Source organism: Mesorhizobium comanense, from assembly GCF_005503535.1.
GTDB classification, from domain to species: Bacteria; Pseudomonadota; Alphaproteobacteria; order Rhizobiales; family Rhizobiaceae; genus Mesorhizobium; species Mesorhizobium comanense.
In genome coordinates, this window is record NZ_SCNN01000025.1 from 12,870 (window position 1) to 31,444 (window position 18,575).

Consider the following 18,575-nt stretch of genomic DNA (forward strand, 5'->3'; position numbering starts at 1 on the left):
GATCGTCGCGTCGAGGTCGCTATTATTTCGAGGCAGCAGCAGCGGCTCAACCAGGCTTAGCTGTGTGCAATCTACGAACGTGCGATGAGTGCAAAGTCTCTCGCGCTATCTGTACAAAATCGACGACGCATCTAGCGTTTTGACTGACGAATTCCACAAAAGCCTACTGACCGGGATAGCTATCTGGCAAACGAATAGAAATGTTATTTAAATGCACTTTTTGTGCTGCCACATTGGGTATGTGGATATCGAATTCCACGAGGTGACCAGGCAACGATAGACTTCCTCGTTGAGCGTTCGAGTCATGTCGCCGGGCGGTGATTGTTTGCCCATTGGCGAGCGAGGCAGAGAGATGGCCGGGCCGAGCCACTCTTCGCCCACGAAACCGACCGACGCCGCGCTTGGCGGATTTTCCGAAGCCTAAATATGGGTGCTATCTATCTGACAAATGATTTCGATTGACCTTTGAACGCAATTTTTATGTTATACTGCCTATGGACATCGAGCTCGCTCGCACTTTTATCGAGATTGTTTCCAGCGGAAGCTTCATCCGGGCGTCGGAACGTTTGAATGTTGCTCAGACGACCGTGAGCGCGCGAATTCGCAGCCTTGAGCAACAACTAGGTCGACCGCTTTTCGTCCGGCATAAAGGCGGCGCTTCGCTCACCCCTGCTGGCGAACAATTCCTGCGCCACGCTCCGATGTTCGTCCAGCTATGGCAGCGCACCCTTCATCAGGTTGCTGTCCCACCAGGCCGTCGCGCCGTTCTGACTGTCGGCAGCGAAGTCAGTCTTGCTCAACCCCTTCTGCTCGACTGGGTTCGATGGATGCGTCGCTCGCTTCAGGATATTGCACTTCGAGTACACGTCGATGTCCCGCAGGACCTGATCAATCAGGTTGCGTCGGGAATGGTCGACATAGCCATCATGTACGCGCCCCCGCACAGACCGGGTTTGAAGATCGATCTGGTTCTGGAGGAAAAACTCGTCCTCGTAACTACCAATTCAGAAGCGCACCTCCTGGACGGATCCGATTATGTTTATATGGATTGGGGGCCGGACTTTACGCTTCACCATGGGATGAATTTCCCGGGTGCTGCGCCGGATCTTTCTTTCGACCTCGGTCCGCTCGCACTGAGCTATGTACTTGCGGCCGGCGGTTCCGGTTATTTCAGGATGAGCGAGGCGCGGTCTCACATTGCGGCCGGGCGCCTCCACCTCGTACCTGAAATGCCGCAGTTCTCCTACCCGGTCTATGCGGTGCAATCTGCTAACGCCGATGAAACCGTAGCGGTCCCTGCCTTGGCAGGACTGCATGCCATCGCGAGCGGCGACATCAAACCATAAGAATTCTGGTACGACGTTCAGGGATTCGGTTGGATTGACGGGAACAAAAGATCAACTGTCGTTCCAACGCCGGGTTCGCTTGCAATGCTAACGTGGCCACCAACCATTTGCACGAATGCACGTACCTGCGACAGCCCTATTCCGGTACCCTTCTCACCCTTGGTCGTAAAGTAGTGAGTGAACACCTTTCGCAAGACGTCTTCAGGCATGCCGCAACCGGCGTCCTTGACGCGAACGTGCGCATAGCTTCCCGGCCCGGGCGGATCAGGTGATGCCGTCGTCTGCACCATTCGCCCGGTAATGACTCGGATCTCGCCGCCATTTGGCATGGCATCGCGCGCATTGATGACGAGATTAAGCACTGCTGCGTCGAAAAATGCCGGGTCGATCAGGCACGCCGGGACATCGGAACCTAGTTCGAGCTTAACGCGGACATCTGGCCCGCCGCCATATCTCAAGAAAGGTTCAAAACTCCTGAGGAATTCATTCATGTCGCCAGTGTGGGCATCGAGTTCCTGATGCTTTGCAAAGGCGAGCAATAGCGACGTCAATTCGACCCCTCGATCGATCCCTTCCCGCGCTGCCGCAATGTAGGCACGCACGCTTTCGGGTTCGTCTGCTCTCCGCTCGGCGAGCCCGAGCCCGGATTCGATTACTGTCAGGAGATTTCTGAAATCATGGGCTATACCGCCTGTCATTTCGCCCAGCGCGGCAAGCCGATGCGTTGCGCGCTCCCGTTGCTCAGCTGCAGTTTGGACATCGAAAGGCGTGTCCGGCACCTGGGTACGCACGTCGCGTTCCGACTGAGATGGTGGTTGAGTTTCACACGGAAACACGCAGCCTGTCATGAAAGTCGCCCCTTCAGGTCACTGACGACACCCAAGAAGCTCGCGCTCTCATTCGTATCGTCTTATTCGGTCCATTTGTTGCCAAGGGGTCGTGCCTCTCATGCGCATGATCTAAGCGCGCCGGACGATCCCTTTCGTCATGATGTCTTCGATGGTCGGAAATGCCTTGAGGGCCTCCTCCGGTAGGTCGCCATTCGCTCCCGCCAGTTGAGGCCAGCCATGTGCCTCGGGTTCGCCGACGATAATACGGCCGACCATTCCAGCATGCTCATGAGGGATGCAATAGTAATCGTAGACCCCTTGCTCGGTGAAGGTAACCGAAAAGCTCTCGTTGGGCAGGAGATAGTCAGAATCCCACGGTTTTGCGGCCTTGGGGATACGGAGCGGCCGCTCAAAGTTTGCCGGATTATACGCCGTCGTCGTGTGCGAATTGCCAGGATTGAGATTGGTCCAGCGGATCGTCTGTCCTGGTTTGATCAGAATGCCGATCGGGTCGAACCAGACGTGTGAGCCGTCGTCGCGCCCCTGCATCCTGATGTCCACCACCTCGCTAGCCCACGCCGTCAATGGGAATAGGGAAAGGGCGGCGGCAAGCCCGCCGCCCGCGCCCAGCATCTCACGACGCGTGAGTGTCATTTGGCAACCCGCGCTTCGTCGGCGACCGAGACATGCCACAGCACGACGTGGGCATGCGGGACTTCGACGCCTGGATGGCCGGCATTGTAGTAGACGTCGACATGGTCGACATTTCCGCCCGGTGCCGCGAGGTTGTCAAAACGCTTGTCCGGGTTGAGATCCTTGATCGGCAACATGTAGATCGTGCTGACAAGCTTGCCATCGTGATCATAGGCAAGGAACGGACCGGCCGGCAGTTTCGCCGGATCTACGAAGAGCTGGCCCATGCCCGGCAGAAAGTCAGGCAACTTTACTAGCTTGCTTACCTGTTGGTAAGGCGCGGCCGGCGGCGATTTGGCTACGTCAGCTGCCGCCATGGCGCAAAGCGAGCTGGCCATTGTCACGACAAGTGCGAGGGCGAGCTTTTTCATAGGGGTATCTCCTTGTTGAATTCAAAAGCCGCGATGGCCGAATTTGGGAGACCGATAAAAATGTGATTTTGCTGTTGATACGGCCTGTTCGCGCCGCCAGTAAGTAGGAGGCCCTTATGTTCGTCAAACGAAATTAACTGGCATTTCAGTGCACTATTTCTGCATGCCCGTGCGTTTAGTTTGATATCTTTTGGATCCGGTTCGAGATCGATGAATCCTGCTCCCGAACCTATTGGACAGGTTCGGGAACGCGCGTTGGCAGGATGTCGTTTGCCAGCAAGCCGCGACAAGGCAAGCCGGATTACACGCCCCGTCACGGCCGCTTTTGTTCGTCCGAAGCTTGACACAGTTCGCGGTTGGGCCGGAATTCCCTGCCCCGCGCTGTTTGCTTGATTTCGAAAAACCTTTCACTACATTTGAATTGCCATGAATAGTTCCACGCTCCATTTCCGACGAGAGCCGCAGCGCCTCAAAGCAGGCCTCTAGCCCGGACGCGAAAAGACCCTAGCTTTGCGTCCGGGACAGCCAGATCCCAATTCAATCCAAAGTGAACACTGCCCTGCGTGGGCAATGTGGCTGAACGCTTGTTCGCAACCGCGTTCGGACCAGCTTAGAGGCGACTGTGATGATCCCCCACATCTTGTCAGAAGAAGACATTTCGCTTGACCTTGTGACAAAGGGAAAGCATTCGGCCTTGTCGAGAATCGCCGTCAGGATTGCACGGAGATCTGGGACGGACGAGCAGATAGTTCTCCGTGATCTTCTGCACCGCGAGTGCCTCGGCTCGACGGGTATCGGCCGTGGCGTTGCGATCCCACACGCTTTGCTCGACACGATCTCTTCGCCTGTCGCTTCTTTCACGCGACTGGCCAAGCCTATCGATTTCCACGGTCCAGACGACGAACCGGTCGATATCGTTTACACAATGCTCTGGCCATGCTCTGCCGTTTCCGCCTTCCTTCCCGCGCTTTCACAGGTGTGCCGGGTGCTTCGGACGCCTCGGATTCGGGAGGGGCTCCGACAGGCACAGTCAGCCGATGAGGTGATGGCAATACTTGATACTGATCCGCGTCCGGCCATTTCTACCAATTCGCACGCCTGCCAGGCCGGACTTGGCATTGTCATGCCCAGGCAGCTGAGCAATTAGCCGCTGATACCTTGGCGCCGGCATGTGTGGAAGTGACCTCGGCTTCGGTCAAGCTTCCCGGCTCATGAATTGGGGGCCAGCCTTCACGATGTCCCCTATAGCATTCTCCTTTCATGGTCGTCATTCCTAAAACATATATTGACAATATATGTTTTAGCTGGGATGCTAGCCTTGGGTTCATCGGTAAGAAATCATGAGAATGCAAAACCATCGATCCTCATCGCAAAACACCGCAACAAGCTTGCGCATTTCCGGTGCTGCGCACGAGGTGACCCTTCGTATCGGCAGTCTGCCAGCACTCTCAGTGGACACCATACGGCCGGCAGCCAGCATTGCGCCTGGCGAGGATGTCAAAAGCCGCCTTGGCCTTGCGGAGATGGGAGCGCACACATGAGCGGGAATAGTCGGAGCAAGAGAACCATCATCGTCGACGGCGTTCCGCTGCCGGATGTGCTTGACGAGACCATGATCCGTGGTGTGGTTCACGGCTTCTATGATGAAATTCGCCGCGACGAGCTTCTCGGCCCCATTTTCTACCAGCGAATCCTGCCCGACGAGTGGCCGCGTCATCTGGCGAAGATGTGTGATTTTTGGTCCGCGACACTGCTGCGAACGACCCGATATGAAGGGCGACCTCTGCCGCCGCATCTCGCGATAGCCGATCTTGGCGAGATGCATTTCCGGCGTTGGTTGAAGTTGTTTCACACAACGGTGCGCCGCATCTGCCCGCCCGAGGTGGCGGCTCTGTTCATGGATCGCGCACTGCGCATCGCGCACAGCTTTCGTCTCGCGGTCGCCTTCAATCGCGGCGAGAGCACGATTGGAATCGAGCCGATCGCCGAGAAAGACCTGTGATGCTGGCGAGAAAGACCTGTGATGCTGGATTGGGTTCGCGAGTTGTCCCCAACAGGACGCCGATCCATGAGAGGAACCATCCATGCGGCTGACCAACTTCTCGGACTATGCTTTGAGGATGCTGATGTATGCGGCTTCCGCCGGCGATCGCCTGATCACGATCGAGGAGACTGCTCGCGCCTTTAAGGTGTCGAAGACGCACCTCAACAAAGTCGCCAATACCTTGACGCGCGGCGGCTACCTGAAGGCGATCCGTGGCCGTTCTGGCGGTCTTGTTCTCGGGCTCCAGCCCGAGATGATCCGCATCGGCGATGTCGTGCGGCTGACCGAACCGGATTTTGCGCTCGTGGAGTGCTTCGCCTCGGGAAACCAATGTGTGCTCACTCGCTGCTGCAAGCTTTCAGGCATGTTTGGCGAAGCGATGGCCTCCTTCCAGAGCACCCTTGATCGCTACACACTGGCGGATGTCACGCTAAAGCCCGAGGATTTCCTTGGCGGGCGGCCGCCAGATCGCACCGGCGCGGCGTGAGGCGGCGAATAAGCTTGAGCCTTTTTCTAGGACTGGAGACAAAATGACTGCGAAGCGAGGAATGGAGAGCCTAACCATTTCGTCTCTGGATCGATTTGAGGACGAAACAGACAGCTGTCACGGTCACGTACATCGGCAACACGCCTCTTGCCGAACGCCTGCCGCTTTTCCTCTCATGGAGACGAGCCGTGGTTAAGCCAAAGAAGAACGAGAAGCCGATAACGAGGGAGATTGAGTCTGGTATCGACCCGGACAACAGTCTGCTGCCGATGCTGATCGGCGGACTAGTGCTGATCGTCCTCGGCGCGATCATCGTCATGATGTTTGTCTAGTTTCGGGATGAGGCGGCGAAAAGTTCGACAGACCGACCGACCCGCAAATCCATTTTGGTAGAACAGGAAATGCTTACGCTCTTCGATCAGAATGCCCTGTCGGGTGCGACATCCCCGATGCAACGCCCTCCGGAGCCCAAAAACGAACGGGTCTGAAATGCCGTTGAGCCCGATTGGTTACTACAGCGACTTCGTCGTTTACCCGCTCTTGATAGCAATCCTCGCAGCCAGCGGTCTGGCTGAAGCCGGATTGAGCGGTGCGGCCTGGTGGATAACTACTTGCGGATTCTTCATTGGATTGTGGACCCTGATCGAATACTGGCTTCATCGCGTGATCTTCCATCGCTTTCCTTTGATCAGGGATTTGCACCATGATCATCATGTCAACGAGACCGCATCGCGCGGTACGCCTTCGTGGCTGAGCCTTTCGGCTCATGGGTTACTGGTGTTCCTGCCTATATGGCTCCTCACAAACTTCGAGATCGCCAGCGCCGTTTCTAGCGGCTTGATAGTAGGCTACTTGTGGTACGTCTGCATCCACCACATCCTACATCATTGGCACCCCCCGCATGCAGGCTATGTCTACAGGCTGAAGCAAAGGCATGCTCTGCACCACCATATTGACGGCGACGGAAACTTTGGCGTGACCACTGGGCTTTGGGACAGGATGTTTCGCACCGCCACAACCAAGCAGACAGCCAGACGTTCAGAAATCCGAAGTCCTCGATTGTGACCGAAAGCCGCCGCAGCTGTTTGCTTGAAGGAGATGAACATGCAAGTCCAAGCGGTAATGACATCACCAGTTGTTGGTATCGAGCCATCCGCGTCGATCGCCGATGCGGCAAGGTTGATGCTCTCCAGGAAGATCAGCGGCCTTCCCGTCATTCAGAGTGACGGCACGCTGGTGGGAATTATCAGCGAGGGCGATTTTCTCCGCCGGGGGGAACTGGGCACGAAACGCAAGCGCTCGCGTTGGCTTGAATTTCTTGTCAGCCCCGGAAAAGTCGCTGATGAATATGTCCACGCCAACGGACGGCGGGTCGACGAAGTGATGTCCGACAGTGTCGTCACGACAGCTCGCGAAGCATCGCTCGAAGACGTCGTCGAACTGATGGCCGACCACCATGTCAAACGCCTCCCGGTGGTTGAAAACGGGAAAGTAGTGGGCATAATCGCTCGCTCCGATCTTCTGCGTGCATTGCTTCGCGTCCTCCCAGAGCGAGATGCGACGGATGTCGGCGACGAACAGATACGCCAGAGTATACTCGCAGAACTTGCTAGCCAAACGTGGGCCCGCAACAGCTTGATTCACGTCAACGTAGACAAGGGCGTCGCGGAACTGAGCGGACCGATCTTTGACGAACGTGAGCGCCAGGCAGCGCTTGTCGCGGCCGAAAACATCGCGGGCGTCAAGGCTGTGACGGATCATCTCTTATGGGTCGAACCCCTATCCGGCATGATGATCGATCCGCTGGCTTGAGACACTGTCCCAACCCGATCGCCTGCGGCGAGCTCAGGGAGTTGAGGGCGGGGCCGATTGGCTGCCGAAACGCACTTACTTGATTTCCTTCGAAGTGGTTATTCAGACGGTCTGGTAGAGGCCGCTGCGAAGTAATCCAAGTCTTTCTCGCTCTGGAAAAGGAAAGCCGTCAATGCGGCACAAGGGGGCTCAGCCATTGTCATCACCCCGCGCCGCAAGGTCGGCAGAGGCCTATTGGTCACGGGCGGCGGCCGATTTGCTGAGCGCGCTTGGAACCAGCGCGAAGGGTCTCTCCTCACCCGAGGCGGCAAGCCGCCTCGCCAAAGGCGGACCGAATACGGTTGGCAACGCGTCGCAGTCCACCGCCATCGGCACGTTCATTCGTCAGTTCCGCAGCCCTCTGGTGCTCATCCTTGTCTTTGCAGCAGGCGTCTCGGCCGTCGTCGGTGACGTCAGCAACGCGACAATCATCGGCCTGATTGTGCTTGCAAGCTGCTTCCTGAGCTTCACCCAGGAATACGGGGCCTCCCGGGCGATGGACGCGCTCAAGCAACGCGTGTCGCGGAAGGTTACGGTGGTTCGCGGCGGTGTGGAGGCAATTGTATCGGCTGAAAACATTGTGCCGGGAGATATAATCAGGCTCTCGGCTGGCAACCTGATCCCTGCCGACGGCATCATCCTGGATGCCCGAGATTTCAACGTCAGCGAAGCGACGTTGACCGGCGAGACTTTTCCGGTCGTCAAGGCCCCCGGCCAGTCGTTAATCGACGCAACGATCGCGCAGCGTAGCAACGCGGTCTATACCGGAACCTCGGTTCGCAGCGGCACAGCGACAATCCTGGTCGTTGAGACCGGCGGTCGGACGGAATTCGCGGGAATCGCGGCCGCAATCGAACGGCGCGTTCCGGAGGCCGACTTCTCCAAGGGGATTCGTCGCTTCGGCTATCTGATGACGGAGATCATGCTGGCGATCGTCATCGTCGTCTTCGTCGCCAACCTGCTCCTGCACCGACCGCTCATCGAGTCCCTGCTCTTTTCGCTCGCACTCGCGGTCGGACTGACGCCCGAACTGCTTCCCGCCATTATCAGTGTGACGCTGTCGCGCGGCGCCCGCGCCATGGCGGCCGACGGGGTTATCGTTCGACGGCTGGAAGCGATCGAGAACCTGGGCAGCATGGACCTGTTGTGTACCGACAAGACGGGCACGCTGACCGAGGGCATCATCCATCTCGACGGCTGCTATGATACGGAGGGCAAAATCTCGCCCGAGATCCTGCGGTGGGCCTGCCTCAATGCCACGCTGCAGACAGGGCTTCGGAACCCGCTGGACGCGGCCATCGCCGCAACCCCTGACGCGAAGGCCGGCTCTTCGACATACGCGAAGGTGGATGAGATCCCCTACGACTTCATCCGCAAGCGGCTATCCGTCGTCGTCAGGCAAGAGGTTTCCGCCGGCCAGGATCTCATGATCTGCAAAGGAGCGGTGCAGAACGTGCTTGAGGTCTGTTCGTCGGTACTTGCCGGCACGGGAAGCTCGCCGCTGGATGACAAGCATCGGGCGATGATCAACGCGCGATTCCAGGCATGGAGCGCAGAGGGCTTTCGCGTGATCGCTGTCGCAGTCAGCCACCTTGCGCGGCAATCCCACTATGCAAGAAGCGACGAGAAGGATCTCGCCTTCGCCGGGTTCCTGCTCTTCCTCGACCCGCCCAAACCTGGGATCAAGGAGACGCTTGCAGCCCTTGGCAAGTGCGGCATCGCGGTCAAAATGATAACTGGCGACAATCGCTATGTCGCCGCGCATCTTGCGGCCCAGGTCGGTCTCGGCGCCAACAAGATCATGACCGGCCAACAACTGAACACGATGACTAAGAATGCGCTGTTCGCGCGCGCGCCAAAAACGGACTTGTTCGTCGAGATAGACCCAACCAGAAGGAGCGCATCATCGAGGCGCTCCGTAGGCGCGGCCATGTCGTAGGCTACCTTGGCGACGGCATAAATGATGCGCCGGCCTTGCACGAAGCAGATATTGGGATTTCGGTCGACAGCGCGGTCGACGTCGCGCGCGAAGCGGCTGACCTAATCCTGCTCAAGCGCGATCTCGGCGTCCTGCTGCGTGGCATAGACCACGGCCGGAAGACCTTCGCCAACACCATGAAATATGTCTCGATCACGACGAGCGCAAATTTCGGCAACATGATCAGCATGGCATTCGCGTCGCTGTTCCTGCCCTTCCTGCCGCTGCTGGCCAAGCAGATACTTCTCAACAACCTTCTGTCGTCCCTGCCATCGCTCGCGATCGCCGGCGACAACGTCGACGTCGAGCAGACCAGCACGCCGCGGCGATGGGACATCGGCGCCGTCCGTCGTTTCATGATCAGCTTCGGCCTCATTAGCTCCCTGTTCGATTTCCTGACTTTCGGCTTTCTGCTGCTCGTTCAGCATGCGACGGTAGACATCTTCCGCACGGCATGGTTCGTCGAATCGCTGCTGACACAGCTTGCCATCGTGGTCATTATCCGTACCTATCACGCGTTCTGGCTGAGCCGTCCGAGCCCTCTCCTGTCCGCACTGACGCTCGGGGTGGCGCTGCTCGCCATCGCGATCCCTTACTTGCCATTGGCTGGCTGGCTTGGGTTCGTTCCGCTGCCACTTCCCACGTTGGGCGGCATCGTTGCCATCACCTGCCTTTATCTGATCGTGTCGGAACTGACGAAACGCTGGTTCTTCGGGCGGGAGCACCGAAAGCGAGTTCGTCGACCGCGTCCGCTCCGCCTAAAAGCGGTCGAAGATTGAACCGTTGAAGAACTACACGGGCGTGCCGGCATGGGCCTTCAGGAATGGACTGCCACACACCCAACGGCGATACCGCGCTTCGCTCTGGGGCCCGGCGCACCATTCTTGCCTCCGGCCCTGCCGCTCCAGACCCCTCGCGCAATTCCTTGCGCCAAACGATGACGGGCCCAACCTGCTCGATGGCCTCGACAAAAACGGAATGCACGCTCTTGCAAAATTGCCGCAAGGCAATGCTGTCGAACGGGAAGGTGCTTTTGGCCGAGACGCTTGGGCCGCCGGGTGACGAACCGAACCAGATCAAGGGTATCGATGTGGCCATGCTCGCCGTCACCGGCGGCCTGGGGAGAAGGCAGGCCCCAGTATGCAAGCTTGTTCGGCGCCGCTGGTCTACAGCTTGAACCCGTAATTGAGACCCGAGGACCCATTTCCATTCTTGAGGGCTGCCCAGCCTAACCCAAGAAAGCCCTCGCCGGCTGCTCCCCCCACGACGTTCCGGTTCCGCCCAAGGTGCCGGCTAGGGTCTTGGCCAAAAGGAGACCCGCGCAACACCATCGAAGGCGGACTAGCGACTGCGAGAAGGATGTGTTGCGAACTTGCCCGCGGCTGCCGGTTTTTAGAGTCATAGAAGACCAAGCTATCAGGAAGCTGCGTTCAACATCGCGTGCAACCCCGCCCTTGTGGCGCCTGCAGCTGCTGTGGAGAACCGCACGCATTTGGACACGCGTCGTTCTCGTTCGCCGGTCTTTCGGCATACGACTCCACCTCGATATCACGACCTGTAAGATCATCACCGAGCCCGCGGCTCCGAAGCCGGACCGCCTTGCGTTTCCGGCAACACCCGACCATGATCTCGTGCATGAAAAAGGATGAAGCCGAAGAAGCTGTGCGTTTCTTTTGCACAAAATGGGCTGAGGAGCGCGGCCTTCCGCATCAGCCGGACGATCCAAGTTTTTCCGATTTCTTTTCTTGGCTTCAGGAGAAGTCGCCCGGACACCTGAGATTTCGAACCACAACATCGGTGCGCGATGACGTCGAGCGCTGGTTCACAAGCGAATTCAAGCAAGGTTGGCGCTACTAGTGGTGAAATTCTAACGCTTGGTACCCGATAAGAAGACAACTCAGGGTGGTTTCCTGTCGTATGTCTCGTTGTCCGGGACGAGCAACCAGCGCCACCTTCAGACTATGCATCGCGGCACCCCCGCTGCCGGAACGTCTATCGCTGTTGGTTATTCGCACTGCCCTTAGGTCATCAGCTTCCACGACCAATAGACGCCTATCGCCATCTGGATGGCGAAAGCAGTGAAGCGGAGACTTACCGCTGTCGGACTAGTCGAAACGAGATGGATAATCGACTGCACGATTCGCGCGCTGAGGAGCCAAGACGCCAAAGGGTCGGTAATTCCTGTTCTTGATGTCATAATCGCAATCGCCAGCAAGCCGCCGAAAATCGGCAGACCTTCGATGCAGTTGGCATGAGCGCGGGCGAGGCGCTGCATGAAGGGCGATAGTCCGGAATTGTCTGGCGTGAAGCCGTTGGCCGCGACCTTTCCTGTGACAACGAGATAGGTTCGGAGGGTTTCCATTACTATCAGCAGAAAGAGCGCCCACGAGACAAACCCTGTCAATGCGTAACCCGTGTTGGACATATTCCCTCCCAAGTCTTCCTGCCCTTTTGTTATTTGTAGCCGATCTTCTCCAAACAGACGACGCTGAGCGAACTTCCGCTTGGGTCGGAACAGGTATTTCGCATCGGGTACCAAATGTCAGAATTCTACCACTAGGATGGCCCTTGCGCTTCCCCGGCGGCGCAAACAACGATCCCGACCTGAAGTGCGACCGGCAATAGACGATCAGACCGGCGCTATCCGGCAATTTGAGAGCGAGAATTCTAATCTCGCCCTGTATGGAACCGCCACAACGTAATCATGAAGCTCACGATTCGGCTCAGCGTCATAAGATTGCGCGACCGCGTCCCGTGGCGTCTTCGTATTAGGCTCATATCCTCAATAAAAAAGGCCGGGCTCTTAAGCCCGGCCAATTATGAAGGTTAAAACCTCCAGAGGGGAACGCGTCGAACGAATGGGAGGAGACATCCGACGCAACACATACATGGGTCGGTATGGGTGACGTTTCAACGACCCAACGGCGGACCACTGTCGCCGCTCCATAGAGCCAAGGATACAATCAGTCGAAACGACTGACTAATAATGTCACGGCGGCTCGCGGCGCTCCGGAGGCTGGATGCGTAACGCTAAGGGGGCGAGGTATGCCCGCCTTCGCTTTTTAGACATTGGCCTCACCTGATCGTCCACGGAAACGAACAGGAAGCTGCTGTCAGGTCTTGGGATCATACCTGCTCCGCGCGCACCCGTTGATGGGGCCGCCAGTACATCCGTGACTTCAACGCATGCATATCGGGATTACGAAAACAGCCTTCGCGCACGAACAATAATACGACACACCTCATGGAACCTTCTCCTGAGACGCGAGTTTCGTGTTGACTGCGGACTCCGCGGTCAGGGGATTTCCGATACCATGCCGATTCTGCCGCTCATGGCCCATTGATGGCCGTTATTCTCATCGTCGAAGACGAGGTATTCATCCGCCAAACCTACACCTTTGGCGTCGGTGGCGATGCTGGAGAAGTTGGCGCTGTTGAAGATCGCGCTCTGCAACGCGCCTGCCTGGAGGAGCGCTTCTTCAGCCTCCTTGCGCGCGGTATTGTCGGTGCCGATCAGGGTCCGACGTTAATTAGACCGATAAAGAACGCGGAACCGCGGCGGTACGGGTCGCCCCATCGCTTGCCCCGGGACAGTGAGCACAGAGATAATCTGTTCGATTTCGACGCCACGCTCGAAAAGAGCGGCATTCAGCGCCACAACAGTGTCATCCGTGTAGAGTTCCCGAATTCCAACAGCTTGAGTTAAATTAGTTTTTTCCGTTTCAACGGGCATGATAAAATACTCCAAGAGGATCTCCAGAGGGATAGAGATGAATAGCAACTGCCGGGCACGGTACGGCCGAGCGCCTCCGCGACCGTGCGAATATGGTGTGGGCTTGCTCCGCAGCAGAGGCCGATTTAGCGCACGCTGATGTCGAAGACTTCACGTACGAATTCTACGCACTCGTAGCGGTTGCAGGTGAACGGATCGAGCGCGGTTGGGAACGGACGGTTGCCCAGGCGGTCTGCCCGTCTCATCTCAAGATGTGCGTACAGCAGGTCTTTGAGACGCGGGTACTGCCGCGCGCGCGACGTCAAATTTGACAGAAACACCATGCTTAATGGCCGCGGATGCGACAATTCCCTCTAATTCCCGATCGGTCGCATCGCAATTTGGCAGATAAAGACGCATTGCCTGGATCGCGCGAGCCGTCGACAAGAATCCCGATTTACCTCTAGACCGCACATAAGCGTCGGCCACGTCATCTGTTGAGCGCGTTGCGAAAGAGAGAGAAAGCGTCATTTGAGAACTCCGGTCTCGGCAAATAAACATCGCAGACAATCACATTGCACGTCTCATGATATCCAGCACCCCTCTGTATCATTTCGCAATGACGAAAATCGCTTTCTTGTTAACATTATGAAATAAATCCGTCTTTGGCCTCTTCATATAGTACAATTGAAAGCTCCTCGTCACGCATTTTAGAGCGACTCGGAGTGTATTGTCTCTCATTAATTTGACAAATGAATTTCGTTGTCATTTACGCGCAGCTTTTTTGCTTCCACTATTCGGGTAGGCGCAATCCCGGGATCGCGTTCGTGGATGCCATCCGCCCCCTAGCCAAGCTGGACGGTTCGACCAACATGCTGACTGAAGGTGACCGACAGATTTCGGCGCACAACCGCGTTCATCGGTCGTCAACACCTCACTTTTGCGGCGGCGCGCGGCCCTTTCGGCGGCAGTTCACGCGATAGCGATGCGGTCCAGATAGATCAGGCGCTTCATATTGTAGAGGATGTCGGCCATGTCGATCTTCGTCGTGGCGCTTGCGATGCCAATGGTTCGGATGAACAGCCCCATGCGGCTCTTCTGCTCGACAAAGACATGCTCGACGAGTCGAACGCACCTTCTACTTGATGTTGTTGGAGCGTCGGGCGGCCTCCGGCATCGGCCCGAAGGCTTCTTGCGATGATCCGGCTGACGAAGCCGCTCTTCTCCGTGAAGGCCTCGTTGGCGTCTGCCATTTTTCTGTGAGGGCGCAGCGGAGGCGGGATATCGCCTTCGTGCTCTGCCTCCAGGAGACGTCGGTTGTGGCGATGGCAGATGGGTATGCGTAGGCCTCAGGCCGTGTCGGCGTTGTGAACCTTCATTCCTCCGGAGGTCTTGGTCATGCAATGGGCGCGATCCTGGCCGCTCAACTCGCAAGGACCCCGCTGGTCGCTACCGCTGGGCAGCAGGATATGCGCCACATCGCGGACGATCCGCTTCTAACGGGGGATCTCGTAAATTTGGCCAGACCCGCTGTGAAATGGGCCCGCGAGTTAACCCATCCTGACCAGATACCGGTTCTGTTGCGGCGGGCTTTCAGAGACAGTCAGGCAGCGCCGACGGGCCCGGGTTTTCTTTCTTTGCCTGTGAACATCATGTATGCGGCGACGTCGGCAGATTCGGGACGACGAGCGAACATAGAACTTCGCACGATCACAACGGCCATCGACAAGCTCGCTGAGAAACTTCGGACCTTCTCACCCGGGAAGCTGACGCTGATTGTGGGAGACGAGGTATTCTCGTCCAGACCCGGGAGAAAGCGCTTCGGCCGCTTAAAAGCTGGCTAGATTAGTCTGCTCTCAACACCTTCATCAGGCTGCGGAAGGCCTGATCGACCGCGACTGGCACGCCACAGAAGCCGAAAGCGCTTCAAAGGTGGAAAGTACTGACAGGACAGATTAGACTCTAGCTGGAAATGCGTGGGGCTGGCGCCGGCGTTTACGACCGGACCCAACCTATGTCAGGAACGCGATCAACCGAACGGTTTGCGGCCGGTCGTTCACCTGTGACCTCGAACGCTAAGTCCGACGCGGCAACTTTTCGATTTCGATCAATTGCGCCAAGTGCACGATAGCCGCCTGGGCACGCACGTGCGCTGCATCGTTCTCACCCTTTGAGAGATGCGACTCGATAGCCGCAAGTCCGTACGCGCCTGCTCAATGGGAGGCTTATCGCTGGCGGCTCAACGACATTTCTCCGGCCAAGGCGTGCCGCTCAACACCAAGCTCGAGGCATCCAATACGCTCGCGCCGCTGGGCCTGCTGGCGGCTGGCCTGGGTGTGACGGTTTATCCCGAAAGCCTGATTGGTTTTCTCGGGCGCAACCTCGAGGTGCGACCGATCATGCACACGGATTTCCCTCGTCTGGAAGCGCACCACCTCTCAGCTCGCGGCTGAAGAAGCACAGTACCTAAGTTCGTCAACCGTCTCACGTCCCGCTCAACACTCGGGCAGATTGACAGCGAGCCCGCCAAGGCTGGTTTCCTTGAATTTCACGCTCATTTCTACGCCGGTCTGGCGCATCGCCTCAATGCAATTGTCGAGCGGCATGAAATGCGAACCGTCGCCGCGCAGCGCCAGTGAAGCGGCCGCGACTGCCTTGGTCGCCCCGATACCGTTGCGCTCGATGCATGGCACCTGGACCAGCCCAGCGACCGGATCGCAGGTCATGCCGAGATGGTGTTCAAGCGCGATTTCGGCTGCGTTCTCCACCTGCCCCGGTGTGCCGCCGAGAACCGCGCAGAGTCCTGCGGCGGCCATCGCTGCGGCCGAGCCTACCTCGCCCTGGCAGCCGGCTTCCGCGCCCGAGATCGAGGCGTTGTGCTTAATCAGCCCGCCGATCGCGGCGGCGGTCAACAGGAACTCGGAAACGCTGGCCGGGTCGGCGCCGACGCAGTGGTCAAGATAGTAGCGCAGCACCGCTGGCACGACCCCGGCCGCGCCATTGGTCGGCGCTGTGACCACTTTGCCGCCGGCCGCGTTCTCCTCGTTCACCGCCATGGCATAAACGCTGAGCCAATCGGAAGTGACATGCGGTTGCGCGCGGTTCGAGCCGCGTTCCTGCTCAAGTTGCTGAAGGATCTTCTTGGCGCGCCGTTTGACGCGAAGGCCGCCCGGCAGTTCGCCGTCAAGCGCAAGCCCACGGTCGATGCAGTTGCTCATCGTCGCCCAGATACGCGCCACGCCCTCATCGAGGTCGCGCGGCTGGCGCACCACGAGCTCGTTGGCCCGCTTCATCGCAGCGATCGAAAGGCCAGTGCCCCTGGCCATGCGCAGCATCGACGCCGCTGTGTCGAACGGATAGGGCCAGCGGGCAACCTCGCTGGCGGGTGTCGCCTCAGGTGCTTCCCGCGCTGCCGCCGTGACGACGAAGCCGCCGCCGATCGAGTAGAAGGTTTCGGCGAAGTATGATCGGGTATCGACGTCGAACGCTTCAAACTTAAGCCCGTTGGCATGGCCGGGCAGTGCAGGCCCGTAGTCGAACACGATGTCAGTGCTCGGATCGAAGGCAAGTGGCGGCAGATCGACAGGCCGCAGCGTCTTGGTGCGTTGCAGATCCTTGAGCCGCGGTTCCGCCTCATCCGGGTCGAGATCGGCTGGCGTGTAACCAAGCAGTCCGGTCGCCACGGCACGATCCGTCGCATGGCCCTTGCCGGTGAAGGCCAATGAACCATAGAGCGTAACGCGCAAGCTGGCCGGCTTTGATGTTTCGCCCCCCGTTGCCGCCCGCTTGTTCAGCGATTGCAGGAAGCGGACCGCTGCCGTCATCGGGCCCATCGTGTGCGAGGACGACGGACCAATGCCGATCTTGAACATGTCGAATACACTGAGAAACATCTGACTGCTCCGGCTCATCAGGCTGGCGAATTAGCCGCGCCGGTGGACGCGGCACATTTCGCAAAAGATTTGGCCATTGAACCGGCGCTACTGGTAAATAGGAAAACGGCGGCAGAGGTCGCGGACTTCGGCCAGAACGTTCTCTTCGACTGCGCGATTGCCCTCCGGCCCGGCCTCGGCCAGTGCATCGATCACCGACAGGATCAATGCACCGATCCGCCGGAATTCTTTTTCGCCGAAGCCGCGTGTCGTGCCGGCCGAGGTGCCGAGCCGCACGCCTGACGTAACCGCCGGCTTTTCCGGATCGAACGGGATGGCGTTCTTGTTGCAGGTCAGTCCGGCGCGCTCCAGCGCCTGCTCGGCGTCACGGCCCTTGACGGCCTTGGGGCGCAGATCGACCAGCACCATGTGGCAGTCAGTGCCGCCCGAGACAATGTCGAGACCACCCGAAATAAGTGTCTCACACAGAGCCCGGGCGTTGGCGACCACCTGTCCGGCATAGGCCCTGAAGTCGGGGCGCAAGGCTTCGCCGAAGGCTACAGCCTTGGCGGCGATAACGTGCATCAGTGGGCCGCCTTGATTGCCCGGAAACACAGCCGAGTTGAACTTCTTCGCCAGCGTCTCGTCATTGGTCAGGATCATGCCGCCGCGCGGGCCACGCAGCGTCTTGTGCGTCGTGGTGGTTACCACATGGGCATGCGGCAGCGGGTCTGGATAGAGGCCGGCAGCGACCAATCCGGCATAGTGCGCCATGTCGACCATCAGATAGGCGCCGACCTCGTCGGAGATTCTGCGGAAAGCCGCAAAGTCGATGGCGCGTGGATAGGCCGAGGCGCCGGCGATGATGAGTTTCGGCCTGGTTTCCAGAGCTCTCTGCCTGAGCAGATTGTAGTCGATCTGCTGGTCAGATTGGCGCACCTCGTAGCTGACAACGTCAAACCATTTGCCCGACATCGTCACCGGCGAGCCATGGGTGAGATGCCCGCCATGCGCCAGCGACATGCCCATGATGCGGTCCCCCGGGTTGAGCAGCGCCAAGAACACCGCCTGGTTGGCCTGCGCGCCTGAATGCGGCTGGACATTGGCGAAGCCAGCGCCGAACAGCTTTTTCGCGCGGTCGATGGCGATCGTCTCGACCTCATCGACGAATTCGCAACCGCCATAGTAGCGGCGTCCCGGATAGCCCTCGGCGTATTTGTTGGTCAGCACCGACCCCTGCGCCAGAAGCACGTCGCTGGAGACGATATTTTCCGATGCGATCAATTCGATCTGGTTCTGCTGGCGCTCAAGTTCGCGACCTATGGAGGCAGCGATTTCGGCGTCGCTGAGCGTTGCGTTCATCTGTGTCTGGTGAAGGGTCATTTGCTTGT

General features: G+C 58.4%; 20 protein-coding genes. 14 read left to right on the forward strand and 6 right to left on the reverse strand.

Annotation, left to right across the window (positions count from 1 at the left end):
* The first annotated feature begins 458 nt into the window (after positions 1-458).
* Positions 459-1,346: a LysR family transcriptional regulator gene (locus FFS37_RS29320; protein ID WP_232375808.1), complete on the forward strand. Its 888-nt coding sequence runs from the start codon at positions 459-461 to the stop codon at positions 1,344-1,346.
* 17 nt (positions 1,347-1,363) lie between these two features.
* On the opposite strand, the gene FFS37_RS29325 is transcribed toward FFS37_RS29320, so the two are convergent.
* The 3 genes from FFS37_RS29325 to FFS37_RS29335 all read right to left on the reverse strand — a co-directional run bounded on the left by FFS37_RS29325 (position 1,364) and on the right by FFS37_RS29335 (position 3,240).
* Entirely contained in the window at positions 1,364-2,194 is an 831-nt protein-coding gene (locus FFS37_RS29325; RefSeq protein WP_137934456.1) for an ATP-binding protein, read from the reverse strand.
* A gap of 111 nt (positions 2,195-2,305) precedes the next feature.
* Positions 2,306-2,830: a plastocyanin/azurin family copper-binding protein gene (locus FFS37_RS29330; protein ID WP_137934457.1), complete on the reverse strand. Its 525-nt coding sequence runs from the start codon at positions 2,828-2,830 to the stop codon at positions 2,306-2,308.
* Entirely contained in the window at positions 2,827-3,240 is a 414-nt protein-coding gene (locus FFS37_RS29335) for a DUF5602 domain-containing protein (protein WP_137934458.1), read from the reverse strand. Before FFS37_RS29335 ends, FFS37_RS29330 begins: the two co-directional genes overlap by 4 nt.
* A 625-nt stretch (positions 3,241-3,865) precedes the next feature.
* Between FFS37_RS29335 and FFS37_RS29340 the strand changes: the two genes are divergently transcribed.
* The 10 genes from FFS37_RS29340 to FFS37_RS29380 all read left to right on the forward strand — a co-directional run bounded on the left by FFS37_RS29340 (position 3,866) and on the right by FFS37_RS29380 (position 11,457).
* Positions 3,866-4,387: a PTS sugar transporter subunit IIA gene (locus FFS37_RS29340; RefSeq protein ID WP_137934459.1), complete on the forward strand. Its 522-nt coding sequence runs from the start codon at positions 3,866-3,868 to the stop codon at positions 4,385-4,387.
* A gap of 390 nt (positions 4,388-4,777) precedes the next feature.
* Positions 4,778-5,242: a group III truncated hemoglobin gene (locus tag FFS37_RS29345; protein WP_137934460.1), complete on the forward strand. Its 465-nt coding sequence runs from the start codon at positions 4,778-4,780 to the stop codon at positions 5,240-5,242.
* 82 nt (positions 5,243-5,324) lie between these two features.
* Positions 5,325-5,771 (forward strand): RrF2 family transcriptional regulator, encoded by a 447-nt coding sequence (locus tag FFS37_RS29350; RefSeq protein ID WP_137934461.1) that lies wholly within the window; start codon positions 5,325-5,327, stop codon positions 5,769-5,771.
* A 188-nt stretch (positions 5,772-5,959) separates the two neighbouring features.
* Positions 5,960-6,103, forward strand: coding sequence for a hypothetical protein (locus tag FFS37_RS35875; protein ID WP_171026473.1), 144 nt, complete (start codon positions 5,960-5,962; stop codon positions 6,101-6,103).
* Between the two features lie 157 nt (positions 6,104-6,260).
* A complete protein-coding gene (locus tag FFS37_RS29355; RefSeq protein WP_137934462.1) occupies positions 6,261-6,836 on the forward strand; it encodes a sterol desaturase family protein in 576 nt (191 codons plus the stop codon).
* Positions 6,837-6,875: 39 nt separating this feature from the next.
* Positions 6,876-7,583, forward strand: a complete 708-nt coding sequence (locus FFS37_RS29360) for a CBS domain-containing protein (protein ID WP_137934463.1) — start codon at positions 6,876-6,878, stop codon at positions 7,581-7,583.
* A 172-nt stretch (positions 7,584-7,755) separates the two neighbouring features.
* The gene (locus tag FFS37_RS29365) at positions 7,756-9,561 is read left to right on the forward strand and encodes a cation-translocating P-type ATPase (protein ID WP_137934464.1); all 1,806 of its coding nucleotides are present in this window, start codon (positions 7,756-7,758) and stop codon (positions 9,559-9,561) included.
* A complete protein-coding gene (locus tag FFS37_RS36585; RefSeq protein ID WP_332312849.1) occupies positions 9,528-10,379 on the forward strand; it encodes an HAD-IC family P-type ATPase in 852 nt (283 codons plus the stop codon). Before FFS37_RS29365 ends, FFS37_RS36585 begins: the two co-directional genes overlap by 34 nt.
* Before the next feature lie 230 nt (positions 10,380-10,609).
* The gene (locus tag FFS37_RS36230; RefSeq protein WP_232375814.1) at positions 10,610-10,777 is read left to right on the forward strand and encodes a hypothetical protein; all 168 of its coding nucleotides are present in this window, start codon (positions 10,610-10,612) and stop codon (positions 10,775-10,777) included.
* Between the two features lie 458 nt (positions 10,778-11,235).
* The gene (locus FFS37_RS29380) at positions 11,236-11,457 is read left to right on the forward strand and encodes a hypothetical protein (RefSeq protein WP_137934466.1); all 222 of its coding nucleotides are present in this window, start codon (positions 11,236-11,238) and stop codon (positions 11,455-11,457) included.
* A gap of 163 nt (positions 11,458-11,620) precedes the next feature.
* Here FFS37_RS29380 and FFS37_RS29385 read toward each other — a convergent pair whose 3' ends face one another.
* Entirely contained in the window at positions 11,621-12,025 is a 405-nt protein-coding gene (locus tag FFS37_RS29385) for an MAPEG family protein (protein ID WP_137934467.1), read from the reverse strand.
* 918 nt (positions 12,026-12,943) lie between these two features.
* Between FFS37_RS29385 and FFS37_RS29390 the strand changes: the two genes are divergently transcribed.
* The 3 genes from FFS37_RS29390 (at position 12,944) to FFS37_RS29410 (ending at position 15,765) form a co-directional block, all read left to right on the forward strand.
* Entirely contained in the window at positions 12,944-13,306 is a 363-nt protein-coding gene (locus tag FFS37_RS29390) for a hypothetical protein (protein ID WP_137934468.1), read from the forward strand.
* 1,409 nt (positions 13,307-14,715) lie between these two features.
* Positions 14,716-15,156, forward strand: a complete 441-nt coding sequence (locus tag FFS37_RS36645) for a hypothetical protein (RefSeq protein ID WP_408631456.1) — start codon at positions 14,716-14,718, stop codon at positions 15,154-15,156.
* Between the two features lie 420 nt (positions 15,157-15,576).
* Positions 15,577-15,765 carry a type 2 periplasmic-binding domain-containing protein gene (locus FFS37_RS29410; RefSeq protein ID WP_210240487.1) on the forward strand — a complete coding sequence of 63 codons (189 nt, stop codon included), beginning with the start codon at positions 15,577-15,579 and terminating at the stop codon, positions 15,763-15,765.
* Positions 15,766-15,807: 42 nt separating this feature from the next.
* On the opposite strand, the gene FFS37_RS29415 is transcribed toward FFS37_RS29410, so the two are convergent.
* Together FFS37_RS29415 and glyA are read right to left on the reverse strand one after the other, a co-directional pair.
* Entirely contained in the window at positions 15,808-17,205 is a 1,398-nt protein-coding gene (locus FFS37_RS29415) for an L-serine ammonia-lyase (protein ID WP_137934470.1), read from the reverse strand.
* An 87-nt stretch (positions 17,206-17,292) separates the two neighbouring features.
* Positions 17,293-18,567, reverse strand: coding sequence for a serine hydroxymethyltransferase (gene glyA / locus FFS37_RS29420; protein ID WP_137934471.1), 1,275 nt, complete (start codon positions 18,565-18,567; stop codon positions 17,293-17,295).
* Between the last annotated feature and the right edge of the window lie 8 nt (positions 18,568-18,575).